This is a genomic window from Streptomyces sp. NPDC090798, from assembly GCF_044768965.1.
Lineage (GTDB): Bacteria > Actinomycetota > Actinomycetes > Streptomycetales > Streptomycetaceae > Streptomyces.
This window is the reverse complement of record NZ_JBIVXA010000001.1, coordinates 477,936-496,646: the sequence shown is the minus strand read 5'-3', so window position 1 is coordinate 496,646 and position 18,711 is coordinate 477,936. Positions and strand designations below refer to the sequence as shown.

At 70.6% G+C, this 18,711-nt stretch carries 15 protein-coding genes; 8 read left to right on the top strand and 7 right to left on the bottom strand.

Translation table 11 applies throughout. The annotated features are described in order from the left end of the window. Nucleotides 1-2 precede the first annotated feature (2 nt). The 3 genes from ACIQTP_RS02125 (at nt 3) to ACIQTP_RS02115 (ending at nt 3,238) form a co-directional block, all read left to right on the top strand. A complete protein-coding gene (locus ACIQTP_RS02125) occupies nt 3-893 on the top strand; it encodes a TauD/TfdA dioxygenase family protein (RefSeq protein ID WP_403395356.1) in 891 nt (296 codons plus the stop codon). Between the two features lie 163 nt (nt 894-1,056). Continuing rightward, complete coding sequence (locus ACIQTP_RS02120; protein ID WP_403395354.1) at nt 1,057-2,451, top strand: amino acid permease; 1,395 nt, start codon at nt 1,057-1,059, stop codon at nt 2,449-2,451. A gap of 145 nt (nt 2,452-2,596) precedes the next feature. Continuing rightward, nucleotides 2,597-3,238, top strand: a complete 642-nt coding sequence (locus ACIQTP_RS02115) for a superoxide dismutase (protein WP_403395352.1) — start codon at nt 2,597-2,599, stop codon at nt 3,236-3,238. Between the two features lie 119 nt (nt 3,239-3,357). On the opposite strand, the gene ACIQTP_RS02110 is transcribed toward ACIQTP_RS02115, so the two are convergent. Further along, nucleotides 3,358-4,014, bottom strand: a complete 657-nt coding sequence (locus tag ACIQTP_RS02110) for a histidine phosphatase family protein (RefSeq protein WP_403395351.1) — start codon at nt 4,012-4,014, stop codon at nt 3,358-3,360. Between the two features lie 146 nt (nt 4,015-4,160). On the opposite strand from ACIQTP_RS02110, the gene ACIQTP_RS02105 reads away from it, so the two are divergent. After that, a complete protein-coding gene (locus tag ACIQTP_RS02105; RefSeq protein ID WP_168491554.1) occupies nt 4,161-4,397 on the top strand; it encodes a hypothetical protein in 237 nt (78 codons plus the stop codon). A gap of 13 nt (nt 4,398-4,410) precedes the next feature. Here ACIQTP_RS02105 and ACIQTP_RS02100 read toward each other — a convergent pair whose 3' ends face one another. Then, a complete protein-coding gene (locus ACIQTP_RS02100; protein ID WP_402051750.1) occupies nt 4,411-5,067 on the bottom strand; it encodes a DsbA family protein in 657 nt (218 codons plus the stop codon). A gap of 204 nt (nt 5,068-5,271) precedes the next feature. On the opposite strand from ACIQTP_RS02100, the gene pepN reads away from it, so the two are divergent. Both pepN and ACIQTP_RS02090 read left to right on the top strand, forming a co-directional pair. Beyond that, nucleotides 5,272-7,851, top strand: a complete 2,580-nt coding sequence (gene pepN / locus ACIQTP_RS02095; protein ID WP_403395348.1) for an aminopeptidase N — start codon at nt 5,272-5,274, stop codon at nt 7,849-7,851. Between the two features lie 211 nt (nt 7,852-8,062). Beyond that, a complete protein-coding gene (locus tag ACIQTP_RS02090) occupies nt 8,063-9,151 on the top strand; it encodes a hypothetical protein (RefSeq protein WP_403395346.1) in 1,089 nt (362 codons plus the stop codon). Nucleotides 9,152-9,276: 125 nt separating this feature from the next. Here ACIQTP_RS02090 and ACIQTP_RS02085 read toward each other — a convergent pair whose 3' ends face one another. From ACIQTP_RS02085 to ACIQTP_RS02065, 5 genes are all read right to left on the bottom strand, one after another. After that, the gene (locus ACIQTP_RS02085) at nt 9,277-10,416 is read right to left on the bottom strand and encodes a serine hydrolase domain-containing protein (protein ID WP_403395344.1); all 1,140 of its coding nucleotides are present in this window, start codon (nt 10,414-10,416) and stop codon (nt 9,277-9,279) included. A 113-nt stretch (nt 10,417-10,529) separates the two neighbouring features. Next, entirely contained in the window at nt 10,530-12,311 is a 1,782-nt protein-coding gene (locus ACIQTP_RS02080; protein ID WP_403395342.1) for a TIGR03767 family metallophosphoesterase, read from the bottom strand. Nucleotides 12,312-12,567: 256 nt separating this feature from the next. Then, nucleotides 12,568-13,032 (bottom strand): NUDIX hydrolase, encoded by a 465-nt coding sequence (locus ACIQTP_RS02075; RefSeq protein ID WP_402051735.1) that lies wholly within the window; start codon nt 13,030-13,032, stop codon nt 12,568-12,570. A gap of 36 nt (nt 13,033-13,068) precedes the next feature. After that, the gene (locus ACIQTP_RS02070; protein ID WP_403395340.1) at nt 13,069-13,950 is read right to left on the bottom strand and encodes a pyridoxamine 5'-phosphate oxidase family protein; all 882 of its coding nucleotides are present in this window, start codon (nt 13,948-13,950) and stop codon (nt 13,069-13,071) included. 24 nt (nt 13,951-13,974) lie between these two features. Next, complete coding sequence (locus tag ACIQTP_RS02065) at nt 13,975-14,427, bottom strand: VOC family protein (protein WP_403395338.1); 453 nt, start codon at nt 14,425-14,427, stop codon at nt 13,975-13,977. 126 nt (nt 14,428-14,553) lie between these two features. Here ACIQTP_RS02065 and ACIQTP_RS02060 point away from each other — a divergent pair, with 126 nt between their 5' ends. Then, nucleotides 14,554-15,090, top strand: a complete 537-nt coding sequence (locus tag ACIQTP_RS02060; RefSeq protein ID WP_402051726.1) for a CGNR zinc finger domain-containing protein — start codon at nt 14,554-14,556, stop codon at nt 15,088-15,090. Nucleotides 15,091-15,354: 264 nt separating this feature from the next. After that, entirely contained in the window at nt 15,355-18,657 is a 3,303-nt protein-coding gene (locus tag ACIQTP_RS02055; protein ID WP_403395335.1) for a S8 family serine peptidase, read from the top strand. The last annotated feature ends 54 nt before the right edge of the window (nt 18,658-18,711 follow it).

The following is an 18,711-nucleotide window of genomic DNA, read 5'->3' as shown; positions in this document are numbered from 1 at the left end:
GCATGTCCATCGAGATCAGCAAGGTCACCGCGAACATAGGCGCACGGGTCTCCGGCGTAGACATCTCCAAGCCGCTCGACGAGGAACAGGTCACCGCGATCCGCGAGGCCCTCAACGTCCACAAGGCCCTGGCCTTCGACGACGTGCACCTCGACGACGAGGGCCAGCAGGCCTTCGCCCGCCACTTCGGCGGCCTCACCACCGCCCACCCGACGGTGGCCGCCGTCGACGGCGCCCCGAACGTGCTCCCCGTCGACAGCGAGCGCGGGCGCGCCAACCACTGGCACACCGACGTGACCTTCGTCCTCAACCCGCCCCAGGCCAGCACCCTGCGCAGCATCACGATCCCGCCGTACGGCGGCGAGACGCTGATCTCCAGCTCGGCGGGCGCCTACCGGGACCTGCCCGCCCCGCTGCGCGCGCTCGCCGACACCCTGTGGGCCGAGCACACCAACGACTACGACTACACGGTGCCGGACGAGCAGATCGACGAGGAACAGGCCGCCCAGCGCGCCCAGTTCACGTCCATCAAGTTCCGTACGGCCCATCCCGTCGTCCGGGTCCATCCGCTGACCGGCGAGCGCGGGCTGTTCATCGGCGGGTTCGCGCAGCGGATCGTCGGGCTGTCGGTGGGCGAGTCCCGCAAGCTGCTCGACCTGTTCCAGTCGTACGTCACCCGGCCGGAGAACATCCTGCGCTGGCGCTGGTCCCCGAACCAGTTGGTCCTGTTCGACAACCGGATCACCCAGCACTACGCGGTCGACAACTACGACGGCCGGCCGCGCCGCCTGCACCGGGTGACCGTCGCCGGTGACGTGCCGGTCGGCATCGAGGGCAAGGAGAGCTACTCGATCGAGGGCGACGCCTCGCACTACACGTCCGTGGCCGAGTGACACGCACCGCACGTCCGTGGCCGAGTGAGGGAGCCGAGTAAAGGAAGTCTCACGCTCCGTACCGTGGGTGTCCGCATTCTGGGCAGCCTCTCCCCCTGAGCGGAGAGGCTGCCCAGACTGTGGGCGATTTTGCCCACTCGCACGTAAGGGACCACCCGCTCTCATGTCCCGCACCACCCTCGACACCCCGCCCACCGCTCCCGACCCGCACGCCCCGCTCTCCCACGGCCTCAAGCAGCGCCATCTGTCGATGATCGCCCTCGGCGGCGTGATCGGCGCCGGTCTCTTCGTCGGGTCCGGCGCGGGGATCGCCGCCGCGGGACCGTCGATCGTGATCGCGTACGCGGTCTCCGGCCTGCTGGTCATGCTGGTGATGCGGATGCTCGGCGAGATGTCCGCCGCGTATCCGTCCTCGGGCTCGTTCTCGGCCCACGCCGAGCGGGCGATCGGACCGTGGGCGGGCTTCACCGCGGGGTGGTCCTTCTGGGTGCTGCTCTGCACGGCCGTGGGGCTCGAAGGGATCGGGGCGGCGAAGATCGTCACCGGCTGGCTGCCGGGTACGCCCGAGTGGGCCTGGGTCGCCCTGTTCATGGTGGTCTTCTGTGTCGCGAACCTCGCCGCAGTGAAGAACTTCGGCGAGTTCGAGTTCTGGTTCGCCGCGCTGAAGGTCGGCGCGATCAGCCTGTTCCTGGTCCTGGGTGTGCTGGCCGTCGCGGGCGTGCTCCCCGGCACGGACTCCCCCGGCGCCTCGAACCTCACCGGCCAGGGCGGCTTCCTCCCGCACGGCGGCGAGGGGCTCGTCGTCGGTCTGCTCGCGTCGGTCTTCGCGTACGGCGGTCTGGAGACGGTCACCATCGCGGCGGCCGAGTCGCAGAACCCGGTCCAGGGCGTCGCACGCGCCGTCCGTACGGCGATGTGGCGCATCGCGCTCTTCTACATCGGCTCCATGGCGGTCATCGTCACGCTGGTCCCCTGGGACTCGAAGGAGGTCGTCGAGAAGGGCCCGTACGTCGCCGCCCTCGACCACCTGGGCATCCCGGGCGCCGGTCAGCTGATGAACGTGGTCGTGTTCGTCGCGCTGCTCTCGGCGATGAACGCCAACATCTACGGCTCCTCGCGCATCGCCTACTCGCTGGTGGAGCGCGGCCAGGGCCCGAAGGCCCTCGGCAAGGTCTCGGCCGGGGTCCCGCGCGTCGCGGTGCTCGTCTCCTGTGTCTTCGGCTTCGTGTGCGTGCTGCTGAGCCACTGGCGGCCGGACGACGTCTTCCCCTGGCTGCTGAACATGATCGGCGCGGTGATCCTGGTCGTGTGGATCTTCATCGCGGTCTCCCAGCTGCTGCTGCGGCGCCGGGTGGAGCGCGAGGCACCGGAGAAGCTGGTCGTGCGGATGTGGCTGTTCCCGGCGCTGACCTGGGTGGCGCTGGCCGGCATGGCCGCGATCTTCATCCTGATGGCCCGGCAGCCGGACACCCGGGTGCAGCTGTACTCGACGGGCGGGATGACGCTGTTCCTGGCGGCCGTCGGATACGTGTGGCAGCGGGCCCGCGCGGCCCGCTGATCGTCCGACCGTTCCGGCCGGCCGTTTCGACCGTTCCCGCTCCGCCTGAGGCCCTCGTGTGATGCACACGAGGGCCTTCTTGTTGCTAACGTGCAGTTGCAACCTATGTGCAATAAGGTCTTACGAGGCCGGAGGGGACCCCGCCATGCCCGTTTACACACTCCCTGAGCTGCCGTACGACTACGCCGCGCTCGCACCCGTGATCAGCCCCGAGATCATCGAGCTGCACCACGACAAGCACCACGCGGCGTATGTGAAGGGAGCCAACGACACGCTGGAGCAGCTCGCCGAGGCGCGTGACCAGGAGTCGTGGGGAGCGGTCAACGGCCTGGAGAAGAACCTGGCCTTCCATCTCTCCGGCCACATCCTGCACAGCGTCTACTGGACGAACATGACCGGGAACGGCGGCGGTGAGCCCCTCGCCGTGGACGGTGTGGGGGAGCTCGCGGACGCGATCACCGAGTCGTTCGGCTCCTTCGCCGGGTTCAAGGCGCAGCTGACGAAGGCCGCCGCGACCACCCAGGGCTCCGGCTGGGGCGTCCTCGCCTACGAGCCGCTCAGCGGTCGCCTCGTCGTCGAGCAGATCTACGACCACCAGGGCAACGTGGGGCAGGGCTCGGTGCCGATCCTGGTGTTCGACGCCTGGGAGCACGCCTTCTACCTCCAGTACAAGAACCAGAAGGTCGACTTCATCGACGCGATGTGGCAGGTCGTCGACTGGCAGGACGTGGCCCGGCGTCACGAGGCGGCCAGGTCCCGCGCGAACGTCTTGCTGCCGACCCCCTGAGGCAGGTATGAAACGTCCTGCTCGTGATCGTCTTCTCACCTTTCACGTGGCAGGCGGAGAGAAGGAGGGCCCCCGCGAGGACGTGACTCGCGGGGGCCCTCCTGTGTACACGGCTCGCGTCACGCGCAGGGCACGTTGAGCGACAGCAGCGCGGCGGCGCCGTCCGTCATGCGAAGTTCGGTGATCGCGGCGTTGCGCAGCCGCGGGAGGACCCTGCGGTACTCGCCCAGCGGGATGGACAGCAGCGAGCAGAGCACCAGCCGGAGCAGGGTGTTGTGGGCGACGACCAGGACGCGTTCGCCGTGGTGCGCGGCCGCGATCCGGCGCAGGACGGCCGCTCCGCGGGCCGCCGCGGTGCGCGGGTCCTCCGCCTCCGGGAAGGGGTACGACACCGGGTCGACCCGGAACGCCTTCGCCCGGACGGGGTTCTCGGCCTCGAACTCGGCGAGGGTACGGCCCTCCACCACCCCGAAGTCGCATTCGCGCAGGGCGGGTTCGCGGTGCGCGGTGAGACCGAGGGCGCGGCAGGCGGGCTCGGCCGTGGCGGCGGCGCGCGAGAGGGTCGACGTCCAGACGGCGTCCACGGGGTGCGCGGCGGCCCAGCGGCCGAGGGCCTCGGCCTGGGCGTGGCCCTCGTCGGCGAGGGGGACGTCACTCAATCCGGCGTAGCGGTTCTCGGCATGCCAGACGGTCCGGCCGTGCCGGGCGAGCAGCAGGGTCGTGCTCACTGAAGCTGCGGGACCCACGGCGCTGTGGGTCATGTTCGTCGTACTCATGACCCGCCAGTATTCCGGTCGGGCCGCGCTCGCGTGCGCGCTCCGGCGGAAGCCCGCCGTCCGGGTCTGTCCGGCAGCCCCGTGAGGAGCGGAAAGGAGCCTCACGGGGCCTTACGGTATGCGGGCTTCCGGGGCATCGTTGCGGGATGCCGAGGGAAATGACGTACCCCTGCTACACGTGTGGGTCCTACCAGCCGCACCGCCAGCCCCGGGACGACCGGGAGCGGGACATCATCCGCAAGCTGGCGAATCTCCAGAAGCCGAACGCCTATGTGGACGACTACTGGATCTGCGGCCGTACCGACTTCGACTGCCGCAACATCCGCACGGCATCGAGGGTCAAGCCGTTCGACCCGCCCCAGAAGATGCCCGAGCCGGAATGACTCCCGGTGGCCCTTACAGGTTGCTGAAGTCCGGGCCCTTCGTGCGGGTCCGCTTGATCTCGTAGAAGCCGGGGGTCGAGGCGACCAGCAGCGCGCCGTCCCACAGCTTGGCCGCGGCCTCGCCCTTCGGGGTGGGCGTGACGACCGGGCCGAAGAAGGCGATCTGCTCGCCGTCGTCGCCGGGGAGCGCGATCACCGGGGTGCCGACCTCCTGGCCGACCTTCTCGATGCCCTCCTTGTGGGAGGCCCGCAGCTCGGCGTCGAACTCGAAGTCCTCCTGGTCGGCGTAGTCGAGCAGGGAGGCCGGGAGGCCCACGTCCTCGAGCGCGCCCGCGATCGCCTCGATGGTCGCGCCCTCGCCCTGGTTGTGGATGCGGGTGCCGAGCGCGGTGTAGAGCGGGCCGAGGACGTCCTCGCCGTGCTTCTGCCAGGCGGCGGTGACCACCCGGATCGGCTTCCAGGCCTTGGTGGCGAGCATGTCCCGGTACTCCTCGGGCAGCTGGTCCAGCTTGTCCTCGTTGAGGACCGCGAGGCTCATGATGTGCCAGCGGACCTCGATGTCCCGGACCTTCTCCACTTCGAGCACCCAGCGCGAGGTCATCCAGGCCCAGGGGCACAGCGGGTCGAACCAGAAGTCGACGGGGGTCTTGGGGGACGCGGTCTCGGGCATGGTTCTCCTCGGAAAGCGGTGTTTCCCGCAGCAACACCGGAGGCGGCTCGCCTCATTCCCGGGTGTCCCGCCTCGTTCCCGGGTGTCCCGCGTCAGGGGCACATGGCAGGATCGCTCCTGTCCAGCCGTATCCGCCGTCGGATGCCGGACATCCGTTCCGCAGTATCCACGTCCATTCCGTGACGCCCCGAGGGAGTGCCGCCCGTGCCCGGTGAGAATCTGACCCGCGACGAGGCCCAGGAGCGGGCAGCGCTGCTGTCCGTGGACGGGTACGAGGTCTCCCTCGACCTGCGCTCCGCCCTGGGCGACATCGAGGCCGAGCCGCGCACGTTCCGCTCGGTGACCACGATCCGCTTCCGCTGCGCGGAGCCCGGCGCCGCGAGCTTCGCCGATCTGCTCGCACCGAGCGTCACCTCCGTCTCGCTCAACGGCAAGGACCTGGACCCCGGCGAGGTCTTCGACGGCTCCCGCATCCGGCTTGAGGACCTCCGGGCCGACAACGAGTTGGTCGTCGACGCGCAGTGTGCCTACTCCCGCACCGGCGAGGGCATGCACCGCTTCGTCGACCCCGAGGACGGCGAGGTCTACCTCTACACCCAGTACGAGCCCGCCGACTCCCGGCGCGTCTTCGCGAACTTCGAGCAGCCGGACCTCAAGGCCCCCTTCCGTTTCGAGGTGCGGGCCCCGGAGGGGTGGACGGTCTGGAGCAACGGCGTCGGTGAACTCGTCGACGGTGTGTGGAAGTTCGCCGAGACCGAGCCGATCTCCACGTACATCACCGCGTTCGTGGCGGGCCCGTACCACTACGTCACGGACAGCTACGCGCGCACCTTCGACGACGGTACGACGCTGGAGATCCCGCTCGGCGCGATGTGCCGCAAGGGGCTTGCGCCCCACTTCGACTCCGACGACGTGTTCCTGGTGACCAAGCAGGGGCTCGACTTCTTCCACGACCACTTCGACTTCCCCTACCCGTTCGGGAAGTACGACCAGGCGTTCGTGCCCGAGTACAACCTCGGCGCGATGGAGAACCCGGGGCTCGTCACCTTCCGCGAGGAGTACATCTTCCGCGGCAAGGTGACACAGGCGTCGTACGAGGGCCGGGCCAACGTCATCCTGCACGAGATGGCGCACATGTGGTTCGGCGACCTCGTCACCATGGAGTGGTGGGACGACCTCTGGCTCAAGGAGTCCTTCGCCGACTTCATGGGCGCGTTCGCGCTGGTCGGGGCGACCCGCTTCGAGAACGGCTGGATCACCTTCGCCAACCGCCGCAAGGCGTGGGCGTACCGTGCCGACCAGCTGCCCTCCACCCACCCCATCACGGCCGACATCCGCGACCTCCAGGACGCCAAGCTCAACTTCGACGGGATCACGTACGCGAAGGGGGCGAGCGTGCTCAAGCAGCTCGTCGCGTACGTCGGCCAGGACGCGTTCCTGGAGGGCGCGCGCCGCTACTTCAAGCGGAACGCGTACGGCAACACGCGCCTCGGCGATCTGCTGTCGGCGCTGGAGGAGACCAGCGGGCGCGATCTGGCCACCTGGTCGCGGGCGTGGCTCCAGACGGCCGGGGTGAACTCCCTGACCCCGCAGGTGATCCTGAGCGCCGAGGGCCGCATCACGGAGCTTGCCGTGCTCCAGGAGGCCCCCGAGTCGCACCCCGAACTGCGCCCGCACCGCGTCGCCGTGGGCCTGTACCGACGTGAGGACGTCAGCGGCTCCCTGGTGCGGTACGCCCGTGCCGAGGTCGACGTCGACGGCCCCCGTACGGTGGTCGGGGAGCTGGTCGGCGCGGACGCCCCCGAGCTGGTCCTCGTCAACGACGACGACCTCACGTACTGCAAGATCCGCTTCGACGAGAACTCGCTGGCCACGCTGCGCGAGAGGCTCGGCGACATCACCGACCCGCTCGCCCGCGCGCTGTGCTGGTCGGCGCTGTGGAACCTCACCCGGGACGCGCTGATGCCGGCCCGGGACTTCGTGGGCCTGGTGCTGCGCTTCGCGGGCCGCGAGTCCGACATCGGCGTCCTGCAGATGCTGCACGCCTGGGCGCACTCGGCGCTCGTCCACTACGCGGCACCCGACTGGCGTGCGGAGGGCGGCCGGCTCCTCGCCCAGGGCGCCCTGAAGGAGCTGCGGCTCGCCGAGCCCGGCAGCCAGCATCAGCTGACCTGGGCCCGCTTCTTCGCCACGGTCGCCTCCGACCAGGCCGATCTGCAGCTGCTGCTGCACCTGCTCGAGGGCAGCGCCAAGGTCGACGGCCTGGACGTCGACCAGGAGCTGCGCTGGGCGTTCCTGGAGCCGCTGGCCGCGCACGGCGTCGCCGACGAGTCCCTTCTCGCGGCCGAACTGGCCCGCGACGACACGGCCTCCGGCAAGCGCCACCAGGTCCGCTGCCTCGCCGCCCGCCCATCGGCGGCGGTCAAGGCCCAGGCCTGGGCGCAGGTCGTCGAGTCGGACGCGCTGTCCAACGCGCTGGTCGAGGCGACCATCGCGGGCTTCACGCAGCCCTCCCAGCGGGAGCTGCTGGATCCCTACGCCGCGAAGTACTTCGCGGCCATCGAGCGCGTCTGGGCCGAGCGGTCCATCCAGATCGGCATGGACGTGGTCAAGGGCCTGTTCCCGTCCCTGCGGGACTCCCAGGAGACCCTGGACGCGACGGACGCCTGGCTCACCGCCCACGAGGACGCGGCACCGGCTCTGCGCCGTCTGGTCCTGGAGGCGCGGGACGACCTGGCGCGCACCCTGCGGGGGCAGACGTGCGACACGGCGGCGGGCTCGTAGCGACAACGGCCGGGAGTGACGGGGCCCCGGGTCGCCCATGCGGCCGCTCGGGGCCCCGTTACCGAACCCGCGCACCGGGCCCCGTAACCCCGATCCGGACCAGCGTCTTTCGGCAGTCGAACGTCCGTACTTTAGGACGAGCTTGTCCGGATTTGTCGACGGGCGTGTAACAGCGGTTAGGGGACGGATCGGGCGCGGGAAACCCCCGGTCATGAACCACAACACCCCGCTCTCCCCCCGCCCCCTCCGCCACCTGTCCCACACGCAGCGGCGGGTCCTGACCGCCGCTCAGCTGCGCACCCACGGCGTCACGGCCGCCGACACGAACGAGCAGTGCCGGCCGGGCGGTCCCTGGCAGCAGATCCTCCCCGGCGTCTTCCTCCTCCACCCGGGGCCGCCCACCTCCGAGGAACGCCTGCACGCCGTCCTGCTGTTCGCGGGCCGCACCCCCGCAGTCGAGCCGGCGCCGGGCATCCCCGTCCAGCCGGGCGCCGAGGAGCCGCACGCCCCGCGGCCGTACGCGGACGCGCTGATCACGGGCCTGGCGGCGCTGACCCTGCACGGGTTCACCTCGGCGCCCCCGCTGACCTCCCTCGACAAGATCGACGTCCTGGTCCCCCGGCTGCGCCGGCTGCGCTCGCACGGCTGCGCCCACATCGTCCGTACGCCTTCGCTGCCCGCCCCCTCGTACCTCACGGGTGTCCCGGTCGCCCCGGTGCCGCGCGCCCTCGCCGACGCGGTGGCGGAGTTGTCGGACGCGGGCGCTGTACGGCGGCTGCTGACGGAGGCGGTGCGCGCCGGGCACTGCGAACCGGCCTCGGTGGTACGTGAGTTGACGCAGGCGCGGCTGCTGAGCCGGCCGCACGTGGTGGACGCGGTGGACTCGCTGCTGGCGGAGGGCCGGGCGATCGCGGAGGACCGCCTCTACCGGATGGTGCGGGAGTACGGCCTGCCCGACCCGGTCTGGAACGTCGATCTGCGCCTGCCGGGCGGGCCGCACCTGGGCGGCCTCGACGCGTACTGGCCCGAGCAGGCGGTGGCCGTGGAGCTGGACACCCGGGCGCCGGGGCAGGGACATCGGGAAGGACATGGGCAAGGCCATGGGCTGGACGACGACGCTCTCTGGTCGGAGTACGCCCGCAAGCGCGAGCACCTGGAGCGGCTGGGCATCACGGTCGTCCACGTCACCCCGCGGAAGCTGCGTGAGGCGATGGAGCAGCAGGCGGCGGTGGTCCGCACCGCGCTGATGGCGGCGAACGACCGGGATCCGGCGGCGTATGTCGTGGTCCTGCCCCGGTAGTGAGGGACCGGGGCGGTATCAGGAGGGGAGAGGAGGGGCCGTCGGCGATCCGGCGGCCCCTCCTCGTGTGTGCGCCCGCGGGGAACGTCGAGCTCGGACCTGTGTCAAGGAGGCCGTTCAGGGACCTACTTGTCGCAGAACTCCCCCTCGATCACCGCGTCGCTGTCCCCCGACCAGTCCCCGTTGAAGTTGAAGGCCAGCGAGTGGCGGCCGTCCGCCGTCGTCACGGCGGAGGACGTCGAGCCGTGGATGCCGCCGTCGTGGCCCCACACATGGACCCCGCAGCTGAGCCTGCGGTCGATGAGGCCCAGGCCGTAGCGGGCGCCCGGGATCTCGTCGGCCTTCACCGTGGTCTTCATCTCCTTCAGCTGCTTCGGCGGAAGGAGCCGGCCGCCCAGCAGGGCCGTGTAGAAGCGGTTCAGGTCGGCGGAGTCGGAGATCATCTCCCCGGCCGAGGAGGCCAGGGAGGGGTTGAGCCGCGTGACGTCGTACGTCGGGCCCGTCGTCGTGCGGGCAAGTTTCGAGTACGCGTGGCTGCTGGGCCGTGGGAGCGTCGTCCTGGTGCCGGGGACGGACGTGGCGCGCAGGCCGAGCGGTTCGATGACGCGGCGGCGGATCTCCGCGGCGTAGGAGTGGCCGGTCACCTTCTCGATCACCATGCCGGCCAGCACGTAGTTGGTGTTGGAGTAGCTCCAGGACGCGCCCGGCGCGAAGAGCGGTTGGTGGGTCATCGCGATCGCCACGAGCTGCTCGGGTGTCTTCGTGTCGTAGCGGTGTTCGAGGAAGCCGTCCTTGAGGAAGTACGTGCGGGCGAAGTCGTCGTCCGCCGTGTAGTTGAAGATGCCGCTGGTGTGGTTGAGGAGCTGGCGGACGGTGATCCGGCGTCCGTCGTGGCCGTGGCCCCGGACCACGCCCGGGAGCCACTTCTCCACCGTGTCGTCCAGCGACAGCCGCCGCTCCGCCTCCAGTTGCAGCAGCACCGTCGACACGAACGTCTTCGTGATGCTGCCCACGCGGTAGTGGTCGGCCGTGCCGCGCGGCGCGAGCGTGCGTACGTCGCCCACGCCCGCCGTGGCCGACCATGTGCCGCCGGTGTCCCGCGCCGTCGCCGTCACGCCCGGCACTCCGGCCTTCACCGCGGCGTCCATGGCGCCGCGGGTCGCGCCGTGGTGGCCGGCCCCGGCGGGAGCCGCCACCGCCGGCCCCGCCAGAGCGGCCGCGAGCGCCACCGCCGTCGCCGCCACCAGTCCCGTACGCACTGACATGCCGTTCCCCCTTCACCGGTGAACCTGGTCGGGGGGAGTGACTCGGCGGGCCGGTGCGAAGGTTGCCCGCCTGTATGCCAGTTGAGTGGATTTCGGCCGTTCTTCGGGCTTCCTCAGGCCTTCTTCAGTACGAGCTCCGCGTTGCGGTCCCGCGAGGCGCCGGCCAGCTCGGTGCTGCGGCCCGGGGAGTTGTAGGCGAGCTCGCGGTAGAGGGCCGCGAGGCCGGTCTGGCTGAGGTCGGAGAAGTCCGTGCGGTGCGGGGCCGCGGACTCGATGAGGGTGGTGAAGAGGGAGAGCGTGCCGTCCTTGTTGTCGACGACCTCGATGATGCGGGCGAGGTGCGGGAAGTCGACGTGGGAGGCGGTGTTGATCTCCCAGAAGGAGCCGTGGTCCGGCGCGGAGTGCGCGATGATCTCGTTCTTGTGGGTGTGGCCGTTCACCCAGGCCAGCACGTTGCGGTGCTTGGCGAGCGTGGCGACCACGTCCTCGCCGCCGTGGCGCTTGTCGCTCGGGTGCGCGGGGTCGGTGCGGCGGTTGGTCATCGACTTGCTGGTGTGGTGGCTGAAGACGATGGCGTACGAGTCCTTGTTGTCGCTCAGCGTCTTGTCCAGCCAGCGCAGCTGGGTCGTCCCGATGGAGCCCATGTAGTGGCCGCCCGGGTCGGTGGTGTCGATGCTGATGCCGATGATGTCGTCGGAGATGCGGAAGGCGTAGTACTGGGTGCCCGCGGCGAGGTTGGCCTGTGAGTAGCCGTGGCCGATCGGGCCGGGGCCGGTGTGCGCGGGGTCGAGGTGCGCCTTGAGGTACTCGGCGGGCGTGAAGGGGGCGCGCGACTCGTCCGGGGTGACCGGGCGCAGCTCCCGCGCGTGCGTCTTGAGGAGGTCCCTGAGCTGGGTGCCCTTGGGGTCCTTGTCGTTCTTGATGGCGGCGCGCAGCGCGACGCTCGCCGAGGCGGGCAGCGTCATCAGCTTCTTGCCGCCGACGGCGAACTCGGCGAGGAAGGAGTCGCCGTGCCGGTAACAGCCCAGCGGCAGCGCGTCGTGGTTGCCGACCGTGGAGTACCAGGGCAGGCCGAGGCCGGGGCTGCGCAGCTCACGGATGGCGGCCGCGAGGAAGCCGTGCAGGTGCGGGAAGCCGCGCTGCTTGTCGGCGTCGCGCAGGGCCGCGTCCGGCTGCCAGTACAGCTTGAGGCCGCTGTTCTGGACGCCCTCGTAGTGGCGCGGGTCGCCGCTGTTGGGGCTGATCCGGCCGCCGCTCATGACCTTCAGGAACCAGTCCAGCTCCGTCTTGGAGTTGTTGTCCGTGTTGTCGCCGGTGGTCATGACGAAGTGCAGCGGGGAGCCGGTGACGGGGGCGCCCCGCAGCGCGTTGACCCGCTCGACGAGCGAGACGGCGCCGGCCACGGTCAGCGACTCGTGCGGGCGCCAGGCGTTCGCGGCGCCCGTGCGCAGGTACTCGAGCCGCAGCGGGTGCTGGACGTCGATCAGGTGCAGGTCGGTGAACTGCACGAACGCGGCGAGCGCGGTGCGCCGGTCGGCCCGGCCCGACTTGGCAGCGGCCAGGTCGCCGCGTACGACCCGCTTCCAGGCGGGGCCGTCACCGAGCCGCCGGTAGCCGCCCGAGCCGGAGCGCGGCGCGGCCACGCTCTCCAGGGTGGTGCCGCGCTCGTAGGGAGCGAGGGGTGCCGCGGGGGTCCCCCCGCTCGAGCGAAGCCGAGAGTGGGGGAGTGACACGGCGACGGCCGACTCACCGGTGCCGGTGGTGGCGGCGTGCGCCTCGGCGTCGGGCCGCAGGGCATAGCCGATGCCCGCGGAGAGGGTCACCGCCCCGGTGGCGGCGAGCAGGGTACGGCGGTTCATGGCGGCGGAAGTGGCGACAGAGCGTATGCGCGACATGGCGCGGTCTCCCCGAGTGCGAACGCGTCGGCAGTGGTCGCGGGGGGTTCGTTGCGGTAACTCCCCGCTCACACTGGATCGTTGGCACCGTGGGTGACCTGGACGTTAACGAGGCGGCAACTGCCGACGCCGATCACCGTACGTGGATCTTGGAGCACCCTGCGCGTCCACCGCCCCTCTCCGAACGGCCGGGACGCGGTCACTCCGTGTTCATTTTCCGGGGTAGGGGACCAGTTCCCCGCCAGGTCCCCTGTGGCTACCGCCCCGCCTCCTCGGAGCCGACGCGGCCGAGGGGCGGTCGTTCCCGCCACAGCCGCAGCCCCACGTCGACCAGCGCGACCCGGTCGAGGGCGGGTACCTCGTCGAGCGGGTGCCAGGCCGCCATGTCGGTGGAGCCGTTCGTCTCGTGGCGGAGTTCGCCGCCGGTGACGCGGGCCTCGTAGACGATCCGCAGGGCGTGGAAGTCGTTGGGCGAGCCGAGCCGGCGCGGGTGCGAACGCAGTACGGAGTCGACGCCGAGCAGCGCGAGGGGCTCTACGGCGTAGCCCGTCTCCTCCTCGGCCTCGCGGATGACGGTGTCGTAGGGGTCCTCGCCGTGGTCCATGCCACCGCCGGGCAGGGTCCACCGCCTGCTTCCGTCACCCGCGACCCAGCGGGCCAGCAGCATCCGCCCGTCCCGCACACATACGGCGTAGGCCGCCACCCTCAACTGCTTCGGCATGCCCAGACGTTACGGCACCAGGGCAGGGCAAGTCGCCTACGGCAGGGACGGGTTGGCCGGTGAGTATTCCGGCGGCGACCAGCGGATCGGGCTGGCGGCAGGCGTCTGCACGACCTCGGTGACGGTGAAGCCGACCGTGCGCTCCCCGTCGGCCGCGTACTCCGTGCGCGCCGTGCCCGTCAGTTGCAGCACCGTCCCCGACACCCAGTCCAGGAAGAGCAGCCCCGCCCGCGGATCCGTCTCCAGGTTGCCGAGGGTCAGGAACATGGAGTTGCCGGGGTAGTCGCGCCAGTGCAGCTCGTGCGGTGAAGTGACGTGGACGAAACCGGGGTTGCCGCCCCGGTGGCTGGCGTCGGCGCCGTGCGCGTGGACGGTGGCCAGGAAGAAGGTGTCGGCGGACTCGACGAACCGGCGCTGCCCGGCGGAGAGTCCGGCGGACCGGCGGGGCGTGCCGGGCGGACGCTCGGCCTTCTCGTACGACTCCCTCTTCTGCAGGTATTTCGGGCAGTTGGAGAAGACCTGGTCGGCCTCGACGGTGAAGCCGCGGGGGGTCGGGCGGGCCCGTCCGTTGAGGCGCATTCGGCGTCGGGTGCGCGGGTCGAGCGCGATCGTGCCGACGGAGGTGCCCGGGGTCGCGAGCGCCCGCGCCAGTGGGTCGCTCTCGCGCAGGCCGCCGCCCGTGACCGAGATCTGCCGGACGCCCGTCGCCCGCACGAACCCGGGCTCGCCGGTGAGCAGCGAGGCCCACACCGCTCCGCCCGCCGGGTCGGCCGCGCCCAGCACCAGCATCGGCTGGAGTTCGAGGAAGGCGGCGGCCACGGGGCGGATGCCCTGTCCGACGGATCGCCCCACATGGTCGGCGACCTCGCGCACACCCACCCGGTCCTGTACGGCCCGTGAGCCGAAGTGGTACGTCATGACGCGCCCCGCTCTCCCTGACCCCTAGAAGAAACCGCAGGTGGGGGCGGTGGCGGACGGCACCGGGGCCTCTTCCGCCCCGCTCGGCGCGTAGATCTCGAGCCGGGTGCCGTCGGGGTCGTGGAAGAAGACACCGCCGGACGCCGAACCCTCACGGTGGGCGACCACGCCCTCGTACGCGAAGTCGACGCCGTACTCGCGCAAGGCCGTCTCGTACTCCCTGACCTGGTCGAGCGAGTCCGCTTCGAGGGCGAGGTGGTGCAGGCCGGCGCGGGCCTTGTCGTACGGCCCCTGTGCCTGCTGCCAGAGGGTGAGCACCGGGCGGCCGTCGCCGGCGAGGGAGCCGAGGAACGCGTAGCGCCGTTCCTCCTCCTTGCCCTCGGCGATCACTCCGAAGCCGAGAACGTCGCGGTAGAAGGCGAGCGAGCGGTCAAGGTCGGTGACGTTCAGGCCGATGTGGCCGGTGCGCAAGGTCATGACGGTCCCGTCTGCCGTTGGCCGCCCCACAGAAGGGCTAACCGTTGTCATTGACATTAAGGGTTAGGGTGAAAGGCGTCAACCAGTGACCTACTCTTGAGCGGTTAGCACTGATGGGAGCCCCTCATGTCCACCACCGCCGATCCGCGTCCGCTCACCGGGGAGCCGGTCTCGCTCGACCTGCTCAACACCCGCTGGAACCGCGAGGGAGTGACGCGGGACCTGCTGACGGACACCGAGGGCCTGGCGGTCTGGCTGGCGGCGAACGGACTGGACTTCCCGGCCGACGACGCCGTACTGCTGCACGTACGGGAAGCCCGCGACGCCCTGCGCTCGGCCGTCGACGGCACCCTGGAGGAAGCCGCCGCCCGGATCGACGCCGTCCTCGCGCACGGCCGCGTCCGCGTGACACTGACCGGCCAAGGACCCGGCGAGGAGGCGGAGTTCGGCGACCCCTCCTGGGGACCCGCCTGGCTCGCCGCCCGCGACTACCTCGGACTGCTCGCCACCGCCCCCGACCGCATCCGCCGCTGCGCCCACGACACCTGCATCCTGCATTTCTTCGACACCTCGCGGAACGGCACCCGCCGCTGGTGCTCGATGGCGGCCTGCGGTAACCGCGCGAAGGCGTCCCGCCACTACGCGCGCACACGGGAGGCCTGAGCGGCCGGGAGCGGGCGCCGGGCGACCGGGGATTGATTGACCTTGCTTGTCAATGTCCTGTCATAGTGCGCTTTGACCGTCATGGCGTATGGCGGAAGTACGCCATGGCTCCATCCCGCCCCGGTCAACTCTCCCCAAACAACTGCCCCTTAGGTAAAGCTGAGCGGTCATCCGGGTTCACATACCGGACTGATGTGATCGCGTCCCGTGGGAACGTCGGGACCGGTCACTCCACGCTCGTTCCTTTACCTACAAGGGATGCTGATGACCGATCCTCAGCGCGCACCGATATCGGGCGCGAGACGCGTGGCCCGCATCGCCGTGGCCGCGGGCCTGGTGGCCGCGCTCTCCGCGGCCGGGCCGATACCCATGGCCTTCTCCGCGGACCACGCACCCGCCACGCCCGACCCGGGCACCAAGTCCGCGAGCGCCAAGCTCGGTTCGGACGACGCGGACCTTCTCGCCGAGGCCAAGGCCGACGGCGCCAAGAACGTCACGATGATGATCGCCACCGCTCCCGGGCAGACCGAGCAGGTCGCCCAGGAGATGGACGCGGTCAAGGGCGGCTCCGTCGGCCAGACGTACGACAAGGTCGGTTACGTCCGGGCCACCGTCCCGACCGCCAAGGCCGACGCGGCCATCGCCGCCGCCACCAAGCTGACCTCGGTGCACGGCATCGACCTGCGCCAGGACATCGCGCTCGACGACCCGACGCCGAGCGCCGACACGGTCAAGGGCGCCTCTTCGAAGGCCACGAAGACCTACGCCGCGCCCGACAAGAACACCCCAGCCGAGAACCCCTACAACCCGTCCTTCGAGACGGGCGCCGTCGACTTCGTGAAGAAGAACCCGAAGGCGGACGGCCGGGGCGTCACCATCGGCATCCTCGACTCCGGTGTGGACCTGAGCCACCCGGCGCTGCAGAAGACCACCACCGGCGAGCGCAAGATCGTCGACTGGGTCACCTCGACCGACCCGATCCTCGACAACGACCTGAGCTGGCGGCCCATGGTCAGCGCGGTCTCCGGCCCCGCCTTCAGCTACGGCGGCCAGAGCTGGACGTCCCCGGCGGGCTCGTACGAGATCAGCACGTTCAAGGAGTCCGCGACCGCGGGCGGCGACGCCGCGGGCGACGTGAACCGTGACGGCGACACCACCGACTCGTGGGGCGTCCTGTACGACCCGGCGGCCGGCACCGTCACCGTCGACGTGAACAACAACCACGACTTCAGCGACGACACCGCGATGAAGCCGTACAAGGACGGCTACCAGATCGGTCACTTCGGGACCGACAACCCGGCCACCGACGTCGTCGAGAGCCAGCCGTTCGTCGTGCAGATCCGCAAGGACGTGCCGATGGACCCCTACGGGGGCACCTGGGTCGGCAAGAAGGCCGACTTCGTCAACATCGGTCTGATCGCGAGCGAGCACGGCACGCACGTCGCCGGCATCACCTCCGCGAACGGCCTGTTCGGCGGCAAGATGAACGGCGCCGCTCCCGGCGCGAAGATCGTCTCGTCGCGCGCCTGCGTGTTCGGCCCGAGCTGCACCAACGTCGCGCTCACCGAGGGCATGATCGACCTCGTCGTCAACCACGGCGTCGACATCGTGAACATGTCGATCGGCGGTCTGCCGGCCCTCAACGACGGCAACAACGCGCGCTCCGAGCTCTACACGCGTCTCATCGACACCTACGGTGTCCAGCTGGTGATCTCCGCGGGCAACTCCGGCCCCGGCGCCAACACCATCGGCGACCCCGGCCTGGCCGACAAGGTCATCTCGGTCGGCGCGTCCATCTCCAAGGACACCTGGGCCGCCAACTACGGCTCCGGCGTGGAGAAGAAGTACGCGATGATGCCGTTCTCCTCGCGCGGTCCGCGTGAGGACGGCGGCTTCACGCCGACGCTGACCGCGCCCGGCGCCGCGATCAACACCACGCAGACCTGGCTGCCGGGCTCCCCGGTCGCCCAGGCCGGCTACTCCCTGCCGGCCGGCTACTCGATGCTCCAGGGCACCTCGATGGCCTCCCCGCAGGCCGCCGGCGCGTCCGCGCTGCTGCTGAGCGCCGCCAAGCAGAAGGGCATCGCCCTGACGCCCGCCAAGCTGCGCACGGCCCTCACCTCGACCGCCCACCACATCAAGGGTGTGCAGGCGTACGAGGAGGGCGCGGGCCTCATCAACATCGTGGACGCGTGGAAGTCGATCAAGGACGACGTGACCGCCCACGACTACACCGTCAAGGCCCCGGTCGACACCGCGATCGACTACGCCCTGAAGACCCCGGGCTTCGGCACCGGCCTCTACGACCGCGAGGGCGGCCTCGAGGTCGGCGTGAAGAAGTCGTACGAGATCACCATCACGCGTACGTCCGGCCCGGACAAGGCGATCCGCCACGAGCTGCACTTCGAGAACAACGCCGGTGACACCTTCAGGATCGTCGGCTCCGACGAGGTCAAGCTCGAGCTGAACAAGCCGGTCACCGTCAAGGTCGCCGCGAAGGCCTCCTCGGCCGGCATCAAGAGCGCGATCCTCGAGGTCGACGACCCGCGGACCGAGGGCCTCGACAAGCAGATCCTGACGACGGTCGTGGTCTCCACGCCGCTCAAGTACAGCTACTCCGCGTCGAGTTCGGTGCAGCGCAACAGCACGCGGTCGTACTTCCTGACCGTGCCCGAGGGCGCGAAGGCGCTGGAGGTCGCGATCGGCGGGCTGAAGGACCTGAGCCAGACCCGGTTCATCTCCATCCACCCCTACGGTGTCCCGGTCGAGGACACCGGCACGCCGTACTGCTACAGCAACTACCCGAACACCAACGGCTGCAAGCCCGACGTGCGCTCGTACGCGGACCCGCAGCCCGGTGTCTGGGAGGTCGAGGTCGAGGCGCGCCGTACCTCGCCGCTGCTCGACAACCCGTACAAGCTGGAGGCCACCGTGCTCGGCGCGGCCTTCGACCCGGCCGTGGTGACGGTCCCCGAGGCCAAGGTCGGCACGCCGGTCACCGCCTCCTGGAAGGTGACGAACGGCTTCGCGGCGCTCGACGGCACCCTGAAGGGCGGCCCGCTCGGCTCCTCGAAGACGGCCCGGCCGACCATCGCGGGCGGCGCCACCCAGACCAGCACGGTCGACGTGCCGGCCGGCGCCGCGTCGCTCGACGTCGCCATCGGCAACGTCTCGGACACGGCCGCCGACCTGGACCTGACGGTGTACGACTCCGCCGGCAAGCAGGTCGCGCAGTCCGCGGACGGCGACTCGGAGGAGGCGGTCTCCATCCCCAACCCCGCCGCCGGTACGTACACCATCAAGGTCGTGGGCTACTCGGTCCCGTCGGGCTCGACCGCGTACGACTACCGTGACGTGTTCTTCTCCTCCGCGCTCGGCTCGGTCAAGGTCGACGAGTCGGCGCCGGTGAAGCTCGCCACGGGCGGTACGGCGACGGTCTCCGGCGAGGTCACCGCGGCCGCGCCGGCCCCCGAGGGACGCGAGTTCTTCGGCCGGGTCCAGCTGGTGAACGCCCGCGGCACGGCCGCCGGCCTCGGCAGCGTGAAGATCGAGAAGGTCACGCCGTAGCAACCGGCTGATCGATGGCAGGGGCGGGCGTCCGGGAACGGGCGCCCGCCCTTT